General features: G+C 72.0%; 18 protein-coding genes, 2 tRNA genes and 1 other RNA gene. 7 read left to right on the top strand and 14 right to left on the bottom strand.

Annotated elements, in window-relative coordinates; genetic code table 11:
• Position 1: 1 nt before the first annotated feature.
• The 7 genes from F8279_RS09505 to ffs form a co-directional block, all read right to left on the bottom strand.
• Complete coding sequence (locus tag F8279_RS09505) at positions 2–970, bottom strand: ABC transporter permease (RefSeq protein ID WP_091425898.1); 969 nt, start codon at positions 968–970, stop codon at positions 2–4.
• Positions 967–1,971, bottom strand: coding sequence for an ABC transporter permease (locus F8279_RS09500; RefSeq protein ID WP_091425900.1), 1,005 nt, complete (start codon positions 1,969–1,971; stop codon positions 967–969). Before F8279_RS09500 ends, F8279_RS09505 begins: the two co-directional genes overlap by 4 nt.
• Positions 1,972–2,049: 78 nt before the next feature.
• Positions 2,050–3,711, bottom strand: a complete 1,662-nt coding sequence (locus F8279_RS09495) for an ABC transporter substrate-binding protein (RefSeq protein ID WP_091425902.1) — start codon at positions 3,709–3,711, stop codon at positions 2,050–2,052.
• 322 nt (positions 3,712–4,033) lie between these two features.
• Positions 4,034–4,627, bottom strand: coding sequence for a recombination mediator RecR (gene recR / locus F8279_RS09490; RefSeq protein ID WP_013289050.1), 594 nt, complete (start codon positions 4,625–4,627; stop codon positions 4,034–4,036).
• 8 nt (positions 4,628–4,635) lie between these two features.
• The gene (locus tag F8279_RS09485; RefSeq protein ID WP_064446817.1) at positions 4,636–4,944 is read right to left on the bottom strand and encodes a YbaB/EbfC family nucleoid-associated protein; all 309 of its coding nucleotides are present in this window, start codon (positions 4,942–4,944) and stop codon (positions 4,636–4,638) included.
• 108 nt (positions 4,945–5,052) lie between these two features.
• Complete coding sequence (locus F8279_RS09480) at positions 5,053–7,959, bottom strand: DNA polymerase III subunit gamma and tau (protein WP_151499705.1); 2,907 nt, start codon at positions 7,957–7,959, stop codon at positions 5,053–5,055.
• 107 nt (positions 7,960–8,066) lie between these two features.
• Positions 8,067–8,156, bottom strand: an RNA gene (ffs, locus tag F8279_RS09475) — signal recognition particle sRNA small type.
• Between the two features lie 81 nt (positions 8,157–8,237).
• Here ffs and F8279_RS09470 point away from each other — a divergent pair.
• Positions 8,238–8,322 (top strand) — tRNA-Ser (locus tag F8279_RS09470).
• Positions 8,323–8,385: 63 nt separating this feature from the next.
• Here the strand turns inward: F8279_RS09470 and F8279_RS09465 are convergent.
• Positions 8,386–9,606, bottom strand: a complete 1,221-nt coding sequence (locus F8279_RS09465; protein WP_151499704.1) for an RNA polymerase sigma factor — start codon at positions 9,604–9,606, stop codon at positions 8,386–8,388.
• Positions 9,603–9,935, bottom strand: coding sequence for a YciI family protein (locus F8279_RS09460; RefSeq protein WP_151499702.1), 333 nt, complete (start codon positions 9,933–9,935; stop codon positions 9,603–9,605). Before F8279_RS09460 ends, F8279_RS09465 begins: the two co-directional genes overlap by 4 nt.
• A 233-nt stretch (positions 9,936–10,168) precedes the next feature.
• On the opposite strand from F8279_RS09460, the gene F8279_RS09455 reads away from it, so the two are divergent.
• The 3 genes from F8279_RS09455 (at position 10,169) to F8279_RS09445 (ending at position 13,896) form a co-directional block, all read left to right on the top strand.
• Positions 10,169–10,783 (top strand): hypothetical protein, encoded by a 615-nt coding sequence (locus F8279_RS09455; RefSeq protein ID WP_151499700.1) that lies wholly within the window; start codon positions 10,169–10,171, stop codon positions 10,781–10,783.
• Positions 10,780–11,301, top strand: a complete 522-nt coding sequence (locus F8279_RS09450) for a hypothetical protein (RefSeq protein WP_151499698.1) — start codon at positions 10,780–10,782, stop codon at positions 11,299–11,301. The genes F8279_RS09455 and F8279_RS09450 overlap by 4 nt, the downstream gene beginning before the upstream one ends.
• A gap of 102 nt (positions 11,302–11,403) precedes the next feature.
• Positions 11,404–13,896 carry a hypothetical protein gene (locus tag F8279_RS09445; RefSeq protein ID WP_151499697.1) on the top strand — a complete coding sequence of 831 codons (2,493 nt, stop codon included), beginning with the start codon at positions 11,404–11,406 and terminating at the stop codon, positions 13,894–13,896.
• 68 nt (positions 13,897–13,964) lie between these two features.
• Here F8279_RS09445 and F8279_RS09440 read toward each other — a convergent pair.
• Positions 13,965–14,051, bottom strand: a tRNA-Ser gene (locus F8279_RS09440).
• A gap of 75 nt (positions 14,052–14,126) precedes the next feature.
• Between F8279_RS09440 and deoD the strand changes: the two genes are divergently transcribed.
• The 3 genes from deoD (at position 14,127) to F8279_RS09425 (ending at position 16,049) form a co-directional block, all read left to right on the top strand.
• The gene (gene deoD / locus F8279_RS09435; protein ID WP_151499695.1) at positions 14,127–14,834 is read left to right on the top strand and encodes a purine-nucleoside phosphorylase; all 708 of its coding nucleotides are present in this window, start codon (positions 14,127–14,129) and stop codon (positions 14,832–14,834) included.
• 112 nt (positions 14,835–14,946) lie between these two features.
• A complete protein-coding gene (locus tag F8279_RS09430; RefSeq protein WP_151499694.1) occupies positions 14,947–15,585 on the top strand; it encodes a TetR/AcrR family transcriptional regulator in 639 nt (212 codons plus the stop codon).
• Entirely contained in the window at positions 15,582–16,049 is a 468-nt protein-coding gene (locus F8279_RS09425) for a thioesterase family protein (protein ID WP_151499692.1), read from the top strand. Before F8279_RS09430 ends, F8279_RS09425 begins: the two co-directional genes overlap by 4 nt.
• A 4-nt stretch (positions 16,050–16,053) precedes the next feature.
• On the opposite strand, the gene F8279_RS09420 is transcribed toward F8279_RS09425, so the two are convergent.
• The 4 genes from F8279_RS09420 to F8279_RS09410 form a co-directional block, all read right to left on the bottom strand.
• Entirely contained in the window at positions 16,054–16,497 is a 444-nt protein-coding gene (locus tag F8279_RS09420; protein WP_357905441.1) for a nucleoside deaminase, read from the bottom strand.
• A 172-nt stretch (positions 16,498–16,669) separates the two neighbouring features.
• On the bottom strand, positions 16,670–17,191 hold the full coding sequence (locus tag F8279_RS09415) for a tRNA adenosine deaminase-associated protein (RefSeq protein ID WP_091425975.1): 522 nt from the start codon (positions 17,189–17,191) through the stop codon (positions 16,670–16,672).
• A gap of 122 nt (positions 17,192–17,313) precedes the next feature.
• Positions 17,314–17,484, bottom strand: coding sequence for a hypothetical protein (locus tag F8279_RS30235; protein WP_175438845.1), 171 nt, complete (start codon positions 17,482–17,484; stop codon positions 17,314–17,316).
• 72 nt (positions 17,485–17,556) lie between these two features.
• The gene (locus F8279_RS09410; protein WP_091425977.1) at positions 17,557–17,853 is read right to left on the bottom strand and encodes a hypothetical protein; all 297 of its coding nucleotides are present in this window, start codon (positions 17,851–17,853) and stop codon (positions 17,557–17,559) included.
• Positions 17,854–17,900 lie beyond the last annotated feature (47 nt).

Raw genomic sequence — 17,900 nt, 5'->3', positions numbered from 1 at the left:
CCTACTTCCGCAGCTTTGGATCGAGAGCCTCGCGCATCGCCTCACCGAGCAGGGTGAACCCGAGCGCGGTGATGATGATGCCGAGCGCCGGATAGATCGCCAGTCCCGGCCGGATGCCCAGGTACGGCTGCGCGTCGGCGAGCATGACGCCCCACTCCGGGATGGCCGAGTCGGGGTTGCCGAGACCGAGGAAGGACAGCGCGGCCGCCTCGATGATCGCGGTCGCCAGCGTCAGCGTGGCCTGCACGATGACCGGGGCGATCGAGTTCGGCACCACGTGGGTGAGGGCGATCTTGGACCGCTTCACGCCGAGCGACGTCGCGGCCAGCACGTAGTCGCTGTTGGCCTGCGCGATCATCGAGCCCCGCAGCAGCCGGGCGAAGATCGGCACCGACACCACACCGACAGCGATCATCACGGTGGTGAGGCTGGCGCCGAGCAGCGCGGCGATGCTCACCGCGAGCAGCAGGCTCGGCATGGCCAGCAGCATGTCGATGAAGCGCATCAGGGTGGTGTCGATCCAGCGGCCCCAGCGCCCGCCCAGACCGGCCGCGGCACCGGCGACGCCGCCGATCAGCGCGCCGACCGCGAGGCCGATCAGGGTGGAGACCACGCCGACGAGCAGCGTCTGCCGGGCCCCGACGATGAGCCGGCTGAACTCGTCCCGGCCCTGGTGGTCGAAGCCGAGCCAGTGGTCGGCGGAGACCCCCGGGATGATGCCCTGGCCGGACTTGACCAGCCCTTCGCGGATGCCGATGGAGTCCGTCGGGCTGTACGGGACGAGGAACGGCCCGATCACCGCGACCAGGACGAAGATCGCCAGGATGACCACGCCGATGACGGCCGCCGGATTGCGCCGCAGCCGGCGGAACGCCTCCTTCCAGAGGCTCACCCCCTGCTCGTCCTCGCGGGCGGCCAGCTCGGCGAGCCGGTCGATCTTCTCGCGCTTCTTGCCACCGGTGATGGTCATCGCACCCTCACCCTCGGGTCGATCACGCTGTAGGAGAGGTCGACCAGGAGATTCACCAGCACGTACACCACCGCAATGATCATGATGAAGCCCATCAGCACCGGGTAGTCGCGCTGGCTGATCGACTCGGCGACGAACGCGCCGATGCCGCTGAACGCGAACACGGTCTCGGTGAGCACCGCGCCGGAGAGCAGGAGACCGGTCTGGAGACCGATCGAGGTGGCCACCGGCAGCATGGCGTTGCGCAGCACGTGCCGGCGGCGGACGGTCCGCTCGGTCAGGCCCTTGGCCTCGGCGGTCCGGACGAAGTCCTCGTTGAGCACCTCCAGCACGCTGGCCCGGGTGATCCGGACGATGATCGCGAGCGGGATGCTGGCGAGCGCGACGCCCGGCAGCACGAGGTGCCACAGCGCGTCGGCGGCGGCGTCCCACTCGCGGGTCATGAGCCCGTCGAGGACGAAGAAGTTGGTGACCCGGGTCGCCCCGATGGTCGGGTCCTGCCGGCCGCTGGAGGGGAACCAGCCCAGGTTCTCCGCGAAGATCGCCTTGAGCACGTACGCCAGGAAGAAGACCGGGATGCAGATGCCGATGAGCGATCCGCCGACCGAGGCGTGGTCGAGGAACCGGCCCCGGCGGCGGGCGGCCAGGTAGCCGAGCGGGATGCCGATGCCGACCGCGAGGATCATGGCCATGACGGTCAGCTCGACGGTGCCGGGGAACCGCTCCACGAACTCCGTGGTGACGGCCCGCTTCGTACCGGTCGAGGTGCCCAGGTCGAGCCGGATCATCCGCCGCAGGAAGCGGGCGTACTGGACCAGGATCGGCTCGTCGAGGCCGAGGTTGCGCCGGATGGCGGCGCGCGTCTCGGGCGTGCCCCGTTCACCGAGGATCGCGGTCTCGGGCCCGCCCGGAAGTCGGTGGAGCCAGATGAACAGCAGGACGGAGAGCCCGAACAGCGTGGGTATCAGCTGTAGCAGGCGTCTGATGATGAACCGGAACACGGGCGCCTCGGAGGGTGTGCGGAGGGGTGCGGGCGGGCGCTGTGGTCACAGCGCCCGCCCGCGTACGGTGCCTTCAGATCACTTGAACTCTGCGGTCGCGTACCGCTCGTCGGTGAGCGGGCTCGCCTTGACCCCGGTCACGTCCTTGCCGAACACGATCGCCGGCGGGGAGTGCGAGATCGGCACACCCGGCAGGAAGTCCATGATCGTCTTGTTCAGCGCCTTGTACTTCTCCGTCCGGGCCGCCACGTCGGCGGTGGTGTCGGCGTCCTTGAACTGCGCGAAGAGCGCGGGGTTGTTGAAGCCCCACTCGTCCTTCTGGCGGTCGAAGAAGGTGCCGATGAAGTTGTACGCGTCGCCGTAGTCACCGGTCCAGCCGAGGAAGTGCAGGTCGTGCTTGTTGCCGGAGGTGGTGGCGTTGAGGTAGTCCGGGCTCCACTTCAGCGGGATGGCCTGGACGTTGATGCCGACCGCCTTGAGGTCCGCCGAGAGCAGCTCGAAGATGTCCTTCGGGTTCGGCATGTACGGCCGGGTGACCTCGGTCGGGTAGTGGAACTTCAGCGTCAGGTTCGACGCGCCCGCCTCGGCCAGCAGCTGCTTGGCCTTCTCCGGGTTGTAGTCGTACTTGGTGACGTCGCCGTTCCAGCCCTCGACGGTGTCCGGGAAGAAGTTCATCGCGACCTTGGCGCCCGGGGGCAGCTTCGAGTCGACCAGGGCCTGCCGGTTCAGCGCGTGCGCGATGGCCTGCCGGACCTTCAGGTCGGCCAGCTTCGGGTTCCCCTTCTGGTTGATCGCCAGGTAGAGGATGTTGAAGGCGGGCCGGGTGAGGACGTTGAAGCCCTCCTTCTTCAGCGGCTCCACGTCCGCCGGGCCGACCAGGTCGTAGCCCTGGATGTCACCCGAGCGGAGCGCCTGCTTGCGGGCGTTCTCGTCCGAGATCGTCTTGAAGATGATGGTCTTCAGCTTGGCCTTGTCGCCGTAGTAGTCGTCGTTGCGCTCGATGGTGAGCGACTTGTTCGCGATGTCCCACGCCTTGAACTTGAACGGGCCGGTGCCGGTCGGGTGCTCCATCGCGTACGCCGGGTACTTGATGTCCTCGGCGGTGCCGGTCACGTTGCTCGCGTCGTACTGCTCCATCGCCTTGGGGCTCTGGATCGAGAACGACGGCAGCATCAGCGCGGCCGGGATCTTGCTGGAGACCCGGGTGAACGCGAGGTCCACAGTGGTGGCGTCCTTGGCGGTGCAGGACTTGAAGAGGCTCGGCCCCAGCTCCGGGTCCTCGTTCTTGGCGAACCCGCCCATGACGTCCTGCCAGTAGGCGGTCACGTCCGGGCTCTGCATGAGGCCCTTGGCGTTGTACCAGCGGTCGAAGTTGGCGCAGACGGCTTCGGCGTTGAAGTCGGTGCCGTCGTGGAACTTGACTCCCGAGCGGAGCTTGAACGTCCAGGTGGTGCCCGCCGCGTCCGGCGTCCAGGACTCGGCGAGGCCCGGCGTCACCTTGGTGCCGCCCTCCTCCGGACGGACCAGGGTCTCGAAGACCTGGCGCGCCACGCGCAGCGACTCACCGTCGCTGGCGAAGCTGGGGTCGAGCACCTTCGGGTCTCCGGCGACGCCGAAGACGAGGGTGTCCTTCTTGCTATCTCCGGAGCCACTCTCACGGTCGCTCTCGGCGCAGCCTGCAACCGCGAGGGCCGCGACCGCGACGGCCGCGATTGCGACCTTCGGCCTGGATGCACGCATGGTGCTTTCACCTCGTCCTTGGGGGTACGGACAACGTGGTGACAGGGTCACCGATGTGCGCAGACCTTAGCCCTCGGGCGGACGGCCCGGAAACCGGCGGGGGGTGGGTTGGTATCGAATCGTGTCTGTTCCGCAACGAGGCATACGGATCGAAGGCGAATCCCTTGCATCGCCGAACTTTCGTCGGTTTGAAGGGCGAATTTATTACGTCGATCCGGTCCCGGACGCACGTTCCTGTTAGATCGACGGGCGTCCGGTCCGGCCCGGAGACACGTCCGGCGGGCACCCCGGAGGGCACCCGCCGGAGGCGGCACGACTGGATTCAGACGGCCCGTCGGCCCTCGAAGGCCCGGCCCAGCGTGATCTCGTCGGCGTACTCCAGGTCGCCGCCGACCGGCAGTCCACTCGCGAGTCGGGTCACGGCGATCCCCATCGGCTTGACCATCAGCGCCAGGTAGGTGGCTGTCGCCTCGCCCTCGGTGTTCGGGTCGGTGGCGAGGATCAGCTCGCGGACCTCGCCGCCGCCGAGGCGGGTCATCAGCTCACGGATCCGCAGGTTGTCCGGGCCGATGCCCTCTAGCGGATTGATCGCGCCGCCGAGCACGTGGTAGCGCCCGCGGAACTCGCCGGTCCGCTCGATCGCCACCACGTCCTTCGGCTCCTCGACCACGCAGAGCACCTCGTCGGTACGCCGTGGGTCGCGGCAGATCCGGCACTGCTCCGACTCGGCCACGTTGTAGCAGGTCGTGCAGAACCGCACCAGGTCCTTGACCTTGCGCAGCGCGCCGGCCAGCCGGTTGACGTCGGCCGGATCCGCCGACAGCACGTGGAACGCGATCCGCTGGGCACTCTTCGGGCCCACGCCCGGCAACCGGCCCAGCTCGTCGATCAGATCCTGGATGGCACCCTCGTACATCTGCCGGCTCAGAACCCGGGCAGGCCGAGGCCGCCCATGCCGCCCGCCAGCGGGCCCATCTTCTTCTCGGTCAGCTCGCGGGCCGCCTCGGCGGCGTTGTGCACGGCCGCGACGACCAGGTCCTCGAGCGTCTCGACGTCCTCCGGGTCGACCGCCTTCGGGTCGATCTTGATCGCCTTCAGCTCACCGGTGCCGGCGACGGTCGCGGTGACCAGGCCACCGCCGGCGGTGCCGGTCAGCTCCGCCTCGGCCAGCTCGGCCTGGGCCTTGGCGATCTGCTGCTGCATCTTCTGCGCCTGCTTCAGCATCTGCTGCATGTTCGGCTGTCCACCTGGGCGCACGGACCGCTCCTTCTTCCACTCGTCTGCTCGGCCGCGACTAGCCTAGTCGGGCCACGGCACCGCTGAATCGCGGTCGGCGCGCGCTCAGCGCGCGTCCACCTCGTCGATCTTCTCCGCCCCGAACGTCTCACGCAGCAGCTGCACCGCCTGCTCCTCGCTCGACTGCCGGGCGGTCCGCTCGTCGATCACGTCGTCCAGCGGTTCGTCACCCGGATCGAAACCCTCGTAGGCAGGCGCCGCCGCCGGCGCGCCCCCGCCCCGCACCGGGCCGTCGAAGTCCGGGTCGTAGGGCGGCTCGCCCGCCCACTCGGCATCGGCCGTCTTCCGCGCCGGCTGCGCCGCGCGCGGCCCCTTGCCCGGACCACCGCCCGCAGCGGCCGCCGCCGCAGCCGCACGCGCCGCCGCGATCGCGCTGTTCTTCGCCCCCGCCGGCCGCGCCCCACCGGCAGGCGCCGCCGCAGGTGCAGCAGGCTTGGGTACGACGACAGGCGCGGTAGCGGTCGCCGTGCCCCCGCCCGGACGGGCCGCCGCCGGCCAGCCCTCCCCGTCGCCGGTGCTCGCCGCCGAGGCGGTGCTGGTCGCCGAGGCCGTGCCGGTGGCCGCGCCACCGGGTCGGGCCGGCTCCGGCCAGTCCTCCTCGCCGGCCTGGTCGACAGCAGCGGTCGCCGCCGGCCGGTGCGAGGCCTCGGCCGAACCCGCGCCGGCCCGGCCCGGCGGTCCCCCGGCCTGGCTTCTCGCACCTTGACTGCCGGTGGCCGGGCTGCCCGTGGCTCCTCTGCCCGTGGTGCCGTCCGAGCCGGAGGTGTCCTGTCCATACCCGGCGTCCGCCGCGCCCGCGTTCGGGCGGACACGCCCCGCATCGGCGTCCGGACGGCCCTGAGCGGTACCTGCCGCCCCGGCATCCGGGCGACCGGACACGGCGTCGGACGCCGGACCAGGCGGGGCGGTCACCGGGCGGGCCGGAGCGCTGTCGGACGCGTTGCGGCCCGGTGCGGCGTCGGCCTGCGCGCGGCTCGCCCCGGACGGGCGGGACGGGCCGCCGAGTGAGGCCGCGCCGCGCTCGCCCGCCACCTCGCAGCGGATCTGCCAGCGACCGCCCAGCTCCTCGTAGAGCGCGTCGGTCAGCACGGCGGCGTGATCGGCCATCATCTTCGCCAGCACCGTCGACTTCACGGTCAGCACGAGCGTGTCGCCGTCCAGGTCGCGTACCACCGCGTCACGCATCAGCGCGGCGATCCGCTTGTTGCTGCGGTTCACCTTGCCGACCACCTCGGGCCAGACCCGGCGCACCGCGACCGCGTCGAGCGCGCCTGGATTGCCCGCTCCGGGGCGGGGCGGCTCGGGCGTGGCCGGATCCGGCATCACCGCGGACGGCGGTACCGGGCGTCGGGCAGCAGCCTGACCGGAATTCGCCGAGCCGGCGTCGGCCAGCTCGGCGGCGGCCGACGCGGGGAACCCGGCGTCCGTGTCGGGGTGGACCTCGGCAGCCGCTGTCGCTTCGGTCGCCGCCGGGGCGAGACGCGGGCCCGACTCGGCGGCGGACGGGCCGGAGTCGGCAGCCGCACCAGCCGGGGCGGGACGGGTGCCGGTAGCCCCGACGGCAGAGCCGGGGCGGGAACCAGGGGCGGCGTTCCGGGCACCCGCCGCAGCGGCGGCAGCGGCACGTGCGGCGGCAGCACCGGCCGGGGCACCGGCAGCCGCCGGCGTGCCGGCGGAATCCGGGTGGACCGCGGCGGCAGCCGCGCCCGGGGCGGGAGCCGCCGGGCGTACCCCCTGGTTCTGAGTGGGATGCGCGGAGTCGGCGGCGACCGACGGCAGCTCGGCGCCCCCGAGCGTCAGCCGGCGCTCCATCCGCTCCAGGCGCTGGAGCAGGCTGCCGGACGAGTCGTCCGCGCCGGGCAGGAGCATGCGCGCGCAGATCAGCTCCAGCAGCAGCCGGGGCGCGGTGGTGCCGCGCATCTCGACCAGGCCGTTGTGCACGATGTCGGCGCAGCGCGACAGCGTGGCCGGGCCGAGGCGGTGGGCCTGGGCGGCCATCCGCTCGATCTGGTCGGCCGGGCCGTCGATCAGGCCCCTGGCGGCGGCATCAGGCACCTGCTGCAGGACGATCAGGTCGCGGAGACGTTCCAACAGGTCGGACGCGAAGCGGCGCGAGTCGTGCCCGGCCTCGGCGACCCGGTCGACGGTGGCGTACGCGGCCGCGCCGTCACCGGCGGCGAGCGCGTCGCACATCTCGTCGATCAGCGCGGCGTCGGTGACACCGAGCAGCGCGGCGGCCCGGGCGTAGTCGACGCCCTCCGGGCCGGCGCCCGCGATGAGCTGGTCGAGCACGGAGAGGCTGTCACGCATGCTGCCCCCGCCGGCGCGCACCACCAGCGGGAAGACCGCCGGCTCGACCTTGACGCCTTCTGCCTCGCAGAGCTGTTCGAGGTAGGGGCGGACCACCTTCGGCGGGAACAGCCGGAACGGGTAGTGGTGGGTCCGCGACTTGATCGTGCCGAGGACCTTCTCCGGTTCGGTGGTGGCGAAGATGAACTTGACGTACTCCGGGGGCTCCTCGACCAGCTTGAGCAGGGCGTTGAAGCCGGCCGACGAGACCATGTGCGCCTCGTCGATGATGTAGATCTTGAAGCGGCTGCGGGCCGGGGCGAAGAACGCCTTCTCGCGCAGCTCACGGGCGTCGTCGACACCACCGTGGCTGGCCGCGTCGATCTCGATGACGTCGATCGAGCCGCCGCCGTCGGGAGCCAGCCCGCGGCACGAGTCACACTGCCCGCACGGCTCGGGGGTGGGGCCCTGCTCGCAGTTGAGGGAGCGGGCCAGGATCCGGGCGCTGGAGGTCTTGCCGCAGCCCCGCGGACCGGAGAAGAGGTAGGCGTGGTTGAGCCGCCCGCTGCGCAGCGCCTGCGACAGCGGCTCAGTGACCTGCTCCTGGCCGATCATCTCGGCGAACGTCCGCGGCCGGTACTTGCGGTAAAGGGCCAGTGCCACCCGTCCCGCCTCCTCTCGACCGAGCCATTCTGCGCCGGTCGGCCCCGGGTGACCACCCACCACCCCGTGACCCGACCCGCAGCGACGTTACCCGGCCCGGGAGACAGAAAGGCCTCCCGTGCACCCGGCAGAGCTCGCTTATCCTTGCTGCCTTCCGGCCCTGGGGAGGTTCACGAGGTACCGCCGCACGGGAGGTGACGCCAAGCCTACCCGAAGGGTTGTGGATCTTCCGGGAGGGTGGGGTGGCCCGCCGTCGGGAGACCTGTATCCTGGCTCGCGGAGGATTCGCCTAGAGGCCTAGGGCGCACGCTTGGAAAGCGTGTTGGGTTTACACCCTCACGAGTTCGAATCTCGTATCCTCCGCTCGCAGACGACAGGGCCGGCTCCCGCACGGGACCGGCCCTGAGTCGTTCTCTGCGGCGCCCCTCACCGGCCGCCCAACTGGTCCCGCCGCCGCTTCAGGTACGCCGTCTCCGCGCTGTTCCCCGCCAACTCGATCGCCCGGTCGTACGCCTCACGCGCCTCCCCACCTCGCCCCATCCGGCGCAACAGCTCGGCGCGCGTGGCGTGGTACGCGTGATAGCCGTCCAGCGGCAGCCCGTCCACCTCGGCCAGCGCGACCTGCGGCCCGTCCAGTTCGGCGACCGCCACGGCCCGGTTGAGCCGCACGATCGGCGACGGGTCGACGCGTACCAAATGGTCGTAGAGCGCGGCGACCTGCGCCCAGTCGGTGTCCCGCGCGTCGCGGGCGTCGGTGTGGACGGCGTTGACCGCGGCGAGGATCTGGTAGCGGCCCGGCGGCCGGCCGGCGGCGATGCACGCGCGGACCAGGGCGTGCCCCTCGGCGACGAGCTGGCGGTTCCAGGCGCTTCGGTCCTGCTCGGCGAGGACGACGAGTTCGCCTGTCGCGGACACCCGGGCGGGCCGGCGGGCCTCGGTGAGCAGCATCAGCGCCAGGAGACCGGTGGCCTCGTGGTCGTCGGGCAGCAGCGTACGGACCAGCCGGGTGAGCCGGATCGCCTCGGCGGTCAGGTCCGCACGCACCGCCTCCTTGCCGGGATCGGACGCGAGGTAGCCCTCGTTGAAGATCAGGTACAGGACGGCGAGCACGCCGCTGACCCGGGCCGGCAGGTCGTCGCGGGACGGCACCCGGTACGGGATCCCGGCCGCCTTGATCTTCGTCTTGGCCCGCGTGATCCGCCTGCTCATGGCGGCTTCCTGGACGAGGTACGCCCGCGCGATCTCCGGCACGGTGAGCCCGCCGACCAGGCGCAGCGTCAACGCCACCCGCGCCTCCATGGCCAGCGCCGGGTGGCAGCAGGTGAAGATCAGCCGGAGCCGGTCGTCGTCGATGACACCGAGCGGTTCCGGGACGTCGGCCAGCATGAGCGCCTCCCGGTGCTTGTCCTCCCGCCGGCTCTCGCGCCGGATCCGGTCGACGGCCCGCCGGTACGCGGTGGTGGTGAGCCACGCGCCGGGGTTCGGCGGTACGCCGTCGGCCGACCACCGCTCGACGGCGGCGGCGAACGCCTCGGCGGTCATCTCCTCGGCCACGTCGAGATCGCCGATGCGCCGGGCGAGCGTGGCGACGACCCGGGCCCACTCCTCGCGGTGGACCCGGGTGAGCGCCTCGCCGACGTCGATCACGCGCCCAGGAACGGCCGCAGCTCGACTCGCCTGTTGCACCGCTGCGACGCCAGTGCGGCGAGCGGGAGCGCAACGTCGAAGTCCGGTGCCTCGATGACCCAGAACCCGCCGACGTACTCCTTCGTCTCCAGGTAGGGCCCGTCGGTGAGCAGTGGACTCCCGTCTCGCGCGTCCACGACGGTGGCGGTCTCCGGCGCCGCGAGGCCACCGGCGAAGACCCAGTGGCCGTCGGCTCGCAGCCGCTCGTTGAACTCACCGATCGCGGCCATCTCCGCGTCGGTGGCCGAGCCCGTGGTGTCGTCGAGTACGGAGATCAGGTACTGCGCCATCGGCTCCTCTTTCACTCTGGTCGACCGCCGCCCGGGCCGCCGTCACCCCGGCTACGAACGCCGCCGCCCCGATCCGACAACCGTGCAAGGCGAGTATCGGGCGCGATGCTGCGCGACCGTTGCCGCGCCCGTACTTTGGGCATCGGTCGCGTCACTCGTCGAGCGCGCCGAGATACCCCACAATCCGTCGCACACATGTTCCATCCACAGCCTGTGGACGCCGAGAGGACCGGATGAGTTACCAGCTCAGCGCCGTGGTCGCCGACGTCGAGCTGCTTCGCGAGCAGACCGCCGACCTGGACCACGCGGTGCTCGCCGCGCTCCGCCAGGACTTCGCGCTGCTGCCGGTCACCCCGCAGCTGGTGCAGGAGCTGACCGGCGGCCTGCCGGACTACGCCACCGACGAGCCGCGTGCCGAGCGTCCGTTCCGGCTGGTGCTCTCGCCGCCGCTGGCGGACGTGCTGGCCCGCTGGTCGAGGGGCGGCCCGGTGGCGTACCTGGAGGCGGAGTTCGCGGGCGGGCTCGGCCACCAGTCGGCGGTCGTCTGGCTCGGCGGCGAGGTGAGCTGGGGGCCGCGTTACGACGCCGCGCTGGACCGGCCGCGGTCCGAGTGGCCGATCAACACCGCGCTGGCCCGGCTGGGCGCGGAGCCGGGCGCGTGGATCGACCCGTTCGCCGAGCTGGGCCTGCACCTGGAGCGCGACACGGACGGCTGGCTGACGCACGGCCGGCGCGGACTGTCCGCCGACTACTGGGACGAGCTGGCTGACGAGTGGGAACTGCGCCAATCCGACCAACAACAGCAACCTCATCGCCCTGGTCCCGTTGGTGACTGGGGGATTGCATGAAACTACGACAATTCGGCTTTATTGCCGCACTGCTTGCTGCCGCGTCCGCAGCCGGCAGCGGCGTTCATCCACAATGGCCGCCCCGTCCGGTCGGCGCCGCCCAGGTGGTCAGTCTGGAGGGTCTGCGCAACGCGGAGTTCGGCGACACCGAGGCGGACCTGACCCGGCGCGGCGTGCTGCGCGCCGACGAGGCGGCCTGCGGGCCCGCGCTCGTCGGGCACGGTTCGGTCAGCCCGATCTTCGTCGACGACCGGCTCGTCCTGCTCTGGCTCGACGACCCGATGAGCACGCCCGAGGGCGTCAGCGCCGGGACACCGGTGGGCGAGGTCCGCGCCGCGTACCCCGGCGCCGTCGACCTGCCGGCGCCGCCCGGCAGTCACCGCTTCGCCGGACTGCTCGCCCGCGACGGCGACCGCGCGTACCTGTTCCTGCACGACGGCGTCACCGTCCGCGAGATCATCGCCGGGTACGCGGACTGGGCCCGCCGCCTCTTCGACGAGGGTTACGGCCCCTGCTGATCGAGCGACAAGCACGACCCGCAAGCCGATTGTTGGCGGTCGATCCACATGCGATCATCTCGTCGCTCGCGCAGATCGCGCGACGTCTACGGGGGAGTCCGCATGCGTACAGTCGTGCCCGATCCATGGTGGAGACACCTGGCGAAGTGGGCGGCAGTGGCCGCCATGAGCATCACCGCGGGAGGTCTGCTGGCCGGCCCGGCAACCGCCGCCCCGGCGGCGGAGCCGTCGCCGCGACCCGCCGCGACGACCGAATCCGCACGCCCCGCCGCGGCGCCGTCGACCCCGGCGGCGCCCACCACCACCGCCGCTCCCGCCCCGGACCGCAGGGCCAAAGCATCGGCGACGGCCACCAGCGGCACCGTGACCTGCGGCGGCAAGCTTTCGCTCGGCCAGGTCAAGAACTGCGCCTCGATCACCGGTGACACGAAGCAGACGTGGAAGGTCACCTCGACCGTCGACCAGGACACCCTCTTCATCCGCCTCCGCGAGGTGTCCGGTGACGGAGTCGGCGCCCAGGTCCACGGACCCGACGGCGTCCGCGCCTGCTTCGCCGGCTCGTACCTGACGGACTGCCGGCTGGGCGCCGCGGGCACCTACACGATCACGGTTTCCCTCACCTACAACACGGGCCAGGGCGCCTACTCGCTGTCCGCCGAGTCGATGCGGACGCCCTCCACCTGCGCCACCCTGTCGGAGAGCTTCTTCTCCTTCGCCTCGGCCGGTCGCAGCGGCACGCTGCCCGCCGGCCTGGCCGCCCGCTGCATCACGTTCACCCAGCCCACCGGCACGGTCCTGCACCTGGCCGATCCGGGCGGCGGCGGGAGCATCGAGGGCTCGATCCTGGACGGGCAGTTCCAGCCGCTCTGCACGGTGCGATACACCACGGAGTGCACGCTCGGCGAGCCCGGGCCGTACCGGCTCTTCCTGCAGCAGAGCTACGGCGACAAGGCGACCTACACGCTCAAGATGCCGCGGATCTCGAGGGCGGTCGGCTGCCCGGCCCTGCCGCTGGCCGCGTTCGGTGACCCCGGAACGGCGGTCGGCACCGGGAGTGTGCCGCCGAGCGAGGGCATCAGCTGCCAGGCACTGCGGGTCGCCACCCCGGGCCCGCTGGTCGTCCGCTTCGACCAGTACGCGAATCAGCACCTCTACTGGCGTGTGTTCGACGACGCCGGCCGGGAGGTGTGCGGAGAGTACGAGTCCTGGCGTTCCTGTGCGGTGCCCGCGGCCGGCCCGTACACGCTGCTGGCCCAGAACTCGAACTGGGAGCCGGTCACCTACCGGGTCGCGGTGACCCGCCTCGACGGGACCGCGGGCTGCGCCGCCCTCACCGGGACGACCTGGACGCAGCCCACGCTGACCGTGCACCAGACCTCGCCGGTGCAGACCAACTGCCAGCCGTTCCAGGGCGAGGCCGGTGACCGGGTCATGGTCTACCGGGCGCCGGACCGGTACAACGACGTCTTCTCCTGGCTGGTCGACGCGCAGGGCGCCGTGCTCTGCACCGCCTACTCGGAGAGCGACGGCTGTGTCCTGCCGTCGACCGGCACCTTCCGGGTCGTCTCGCACCTCTCCCGGTGGGAGCCCGACGACACCGACCTGACCTACCGGATGCAGGTGCGCGACCTCAACGATCCGACCGGCTGCCCGACGGTCACGCCCGGCGCCTACAACGCCGCGCCGGCCGGCTCGCTCGCCGGCGTCCGCTGCCGCGTCCTGGACCTGCCCGAGGGCACGTTCCGCGTCAAGGCGGTCGGCGAGGACAACTACCGGCAGTACGCGAACGTCTACGACGGTGACGGCCACCGGCTGTGCACGGACGAGTGGTGCCAGGTTCCCGCCGCCGGCCGGTACACGCTGGTGCTCAGCGGCGGCGTCCCGGGCGCGGTGATCGACGACAGTCTGCGGTACCACCTCGCGGTGCTGCCCTGGATGCCGTCCGACTGCCGGCCGGTGTCCGACAACGGCTGGCAGGACGCGCCGGTGCGAGGGCGGCTCGCCACTCCCGCACAGTTCGACTGCCTGGAGCTGAGCAGCCCTGCCGGCGCTGTTCTCACCGGACTGTTCCCGGGCGACGCCACGGGAGCCGGCCGGCCGGAGATGAGGGTGTTCGACTCCACCGGCGCCTGGGTGTGCGACGAGTACTCGCTGCGGCAGTACCACTGCGAGCTGACCGGCCAGGCCCCGTTCCGCGTCGTACTCAACTCGGGCAACGGCGACGCGGACGGGCCGTACTCCCTCGCGTTCGCCCGCACCGACGGCCCGCCCGCCTGCCCGACGCTGACGGCGGGTACGACGGGCACTACCGTGACGACGAGCGCCGACCGCTTCGGGGTCTGCCTCTCGATCCCGGCCGACGAGCGGGGCGCCACCGAGTCGATCACCTGGAAGCGGACCGGCGGCACCGGTGACGCCCGCCTGTCGGTGTTCGACTCGGCCGGGCGCCGGTACTGCGGACCGACCGGGTACGCGGTCGAGCGGACGGTCTCCTGCCCGCTGCCCGCCGGCCCGGTAACGGTGGTCCTGGAGGCGGACGCCGTCGACGCCACGTACCAGCTCACCCACCGGGACGCGAGCCAGCCTGCGGGCTGACCGGCGACCCGACGCGGAACGCCCGGTCGATCCTCGCGGATCGACCGGGCGTTCTCGCTGTTCACGAGCGGTGGCGGAGGGATTTGAACCCTCGGAGGGCGTAAACCCTCACACGCTTTCGAGGCGTGCTCCTTAGGCCGCTCGGACACGCCACCGCCGACGAGGGTACAGGACCACCGGCTTGGACGCCGAACCGGTATCCCTCGGCCCGGCCTGGCAGGATCTTTGCCATGAGTACGCACATCGGCGCTGAGCCGGGAGAGATCGCCGAGCGGGTCCTGATGCCGGGCGACCCGCTGCGGGCCAAGTGGATCGCGGAGACCTACCTGGAGGGGGCCCGCTGCTACACGACGGTGCGCGGCATGCTGGGCTTCGCCGGGCGGTGGAACGGCGTTGACGTGTCCGTCCAGGGCTCCGGCATGGGCATGCCGTCCGCCTCGATCTACGCCCACGAACTGGTGAACGAGTACGGCGTGAAGTCGCTGATCCGGGTCGGCTCCTGCGGGGCCCTGACCGAGGATCTGCAGCTGCGCGACGTGGTGGCGGCGATCGGCTCGTCCACCGACTCGAACATGAACCGGATGCGATTCGACGGGCTGATCGACTACGCCCCGGTGGCCGACTTCGGGCTGCTGCGTACCTCGGTCGAGGTGGCCGAGCGGCGCGGCATCAGCATGCGGGTGGGGCCGATCCTGGCGGCGGACGCCTTCTACACCGACCGGCCGGACCTGTACGACAGGCTCGCCGACTACGGCGTGCTGGCGGTGGAGATGGAGTCGGCGGCGCTCTACACGATCGCGGCGCGCTTCAAGGCCCGCGCGCTCACCATCCTGACCGTCAGCGACCACATCAAGACCGGCGAGAAGACCACGTCGCAGGAGCGTGAGCAGACCTTCGGCCAGATGGTGGAGATCGCCCTGGACACCATCATCGCCTGACCCTGATCGATCCTGGACCGCCCTGTCGCCGCGAGGTGGCGGGGCGGTTCGCGTTACCCGCGTCACAAAAATAAATACGACCGGTCGTGCTTATTTCCTCTACGCTGACCGCATGACCTCCGACGGCCGCGTCGCCCGTGGCGACCGCACCCGCACCGCGGTGCTGGACACCGCCGTGGCGCTGGCCACCGAGGTCGGCCTGCACGGCCTCTCCCTGGCCCAGCTCGCCGACCGGCTGGAGGTGAGCAAGTCCGGCCTCTTCGCGCACTGGCGATCCAAGGAGGCGCTGCAACTCGCCACCGTCGACCGGGCCGTCGCGCAGTGGCAGGAGCGGATCCTCGCACCCGCCCTGCACGCCCCACCGGGTGTCCGCCGGCTGCGCGCGCTGCACGAGGCCCGCATCGACTTCTACGCCGCCCGGGTACTGCCCGGCGGCTGCTTCTTCGCCAACACCGAGTTCGAGTACAACGCCCGTCCCGGCCCGGTCCGGGACCGGCTCGCCGAGGCGTTCGGCAGGTGGACCGCGCTCCTCGAACGCCTCGTCCAGGAGGCCGTCGACCTCGGCGAACTTCCCGCCGACCTGGACGTGCCACTGCTGGCGTACGAGATCGACGCGCTGGGGATCAGCGCGGCGATGCGGTCCCGGCTGCTCGACCCGGACGCCACCTACCGGCATGCCCGCCAGGGCCTGCTGAACCGGCTGCGGGCGCTGTGCCCGGATCCGACCCTGCTACCGGAAGGCCAGTCATGAGCCACGCCACCGTCGACCGGCAGGCCGCCGAGTTCGGGCACGTCGCGCACGTGCCGGTGCACTTCGACGACCTCGACGCCATGGGCCTGCTGCACAACGCCCGCTACGCGGTGCTGCTGGAGCGCGCACTCACGCCCTACTGGGCCGAGCGCGGCGTCGTCTTCCGCGGCGACGTGCACGCCGCCCCCGACGTGTTCCACGCGGTCCGCGAGTTCACCATCACCTACCAGGCGCCGATCATCGGCGTCGGCACTGTGGCTGTGCACTTCTGGCTCGAACACTTCGGCACCAGCAGCGCCCGGTACGCCTTCGAGTTCCGCTCGACCGACGGCACCACCGTGCACGCCACCGGCACCCGGTCGATCGTCCGGCTGGACCCGGCCACGCTGCGCCCGACCGCCTGGACCGAGGTCGGCCGCGCAATCGCCGCGACGCTGCTGCGCCCTGCGCCGGCAAGCGCCTGAGCCCTCAGCGGAAGAACGCGCGCAGCAGCGCCGCGCTCTCGCGTTCCAGCACGCCGCCGTACACCTCCGGGCGGTGCGTGACGCGGCGGTCGCGCAGCACGTCCCAGAGCGACCCGACCGCGCCGGTCTTCGGTTCCCAGGCGCCGAACACCACTGTCGAGACGCGGGCCAGCGCTATCGCGCCCGCGCACATGGTGCACGGCTCCAGCGTCACGACGAGCGTGCAGTCGTCGAGCCGCCACCGGCCCAGCCGGTGCGCGGCCCGGCGCAGCGCCAGCACCTCGGCGTGCGCGGTCGGGTCGCCGGTCAGCTCCCGCTCGTTGCGCCCGATCGCCAGTTCGGCGCCGTCGGGGCCGTAGAGCACCGCGCCGACCGGCACGTCGTCGGCGTCGGGGGTGGCGTCGTCCGGGCCGGTCACCGCGACCTCCAGGGCCCGGCGCATCCACAGCTCGTGCCGCTGCCGGCGGCCGACCGCGCCCGGGTCGGCGAGCGCCTCGTCCGCGCCCGGGCCGGCGCTCGCGGCCCGGCCGGGCGTGGGCTGCCCCGGCCGTACGGTCTCCAGCGCCGGATCGGTCGCGTCGGCGGGTTCGGCGGCGCCGGGCGTCAGGGAGTCCCCGGGCTCAGACCTCACGCAGCTCCTCGACCTCGTCCACGCAGCCGAGCACCTGGCAGATCTCGGCGGTCACGTCGGCCGGCATGGCGCCCTCGTGCGCGCAGAGCGCCAGCAGCTTCTGCGCCGGAATGCCCAGGTCGGCGAGCAGGTCCGCGTCGCCCACCGGGTCGGCCTCCGGGTCCACAGCGGGCTGCTCGGTGTCGTCGTCGCCGGAGGCGCGCGGCTCGTCGACCTCCTCCAGGCCGGTCACCGAGGTCTTCAGGTCACCGACGAGCAGCGCGCCCAGCCGGGACTCCTCCGCGTACGCCGAGTCCGAGCCGAAGACCCGCAGGTCCTCCCCCTCGTCCAGGCGCAGGACGACCAGGTACGTGTCGTCGGCCTCGACGAACAGCAGTGAGAGGTCGGCGTCCGGCTCGACGTCGCGCAGCCGGTCGGCCACCTCCTCGATGTCGGTGACGCCCCGCAGGCTCACCTCACTCGCGGTCCAGCCGCCGTCGACGCGCGCCACGGCAGCAGCGAAGTACGACACGGTCCCCCCAAATTGGCCTCGGCAGCACGCCGACACGTCACGCGATGCACGTTAACCGGTCGGGTCGGCAGGCGAGCGGTCAACGCCCCGTATGGGCCGGCCGTTCCTGAAGAGAAATCCGGTCAGCCGACGACGCGCCGGCGGGTGGCGATCAGTTGGCGCAGCCGCTCGGTGCGGACCCGCTGCGGCCGCTGGCGCTGCTGTACCGCGCGGGCACCGGCCAACTCGGCGAGGAGTTGCAGGCGACGGCGGCTCCGCTCGGGGTCGAGCCGCGGCGGTGTGGTCCAGGCCATACCGCGAGGGTGGACCGTCCTCAGGCGTACGTCAAGGTGGCCTTCGCTACGCAGCGAAACCGGCACCGAAGGTCACCAGAGCGGCCAGTCCCCGGTCTGCGCCCACCGGGTAGCGACGATCGCGGCGGCGATGCTCCAGCCACCCGCGGTGACGATCGCGACGCCCGTCGCCACCCCCCGGTCGCCGTGGCGGACCAGCACCGCGGCGGCCAGCCACGCCAGGCCGCCGGCCAGCAGCGTCCACCAGGCGTAACCGGCCACGCCGCCGCCGACCAGCCCGAACAACAGCAACCAGGCGAACGCGACGAGCGCGCCGACCGCGACACCGGCGCCGGTGATCGGGTACGGCTCGCGGTAGCTGGGCCGCATCGACGTGCTCGACGGAAACAGCCCCGAGGGCGTACGCGGCGGTGGCG

It is taken from the genome of Micromonospora sp. AMSO1212t, from assembly GCF_008868145.1.
In the GTDB taxonomy this organism is placed as follows: Bacteria; Actinomycetota; Actinomycetes; order Mycobacteriales; family Micromonosporaceae; genus Micromonospora; species Micromonospora tulbaghiae.
The sequence above is the reverse complement of the archived record's forward strand: the minus strand, read 5'-3'. Positions and strand labels throughout refer to the sequence as shown.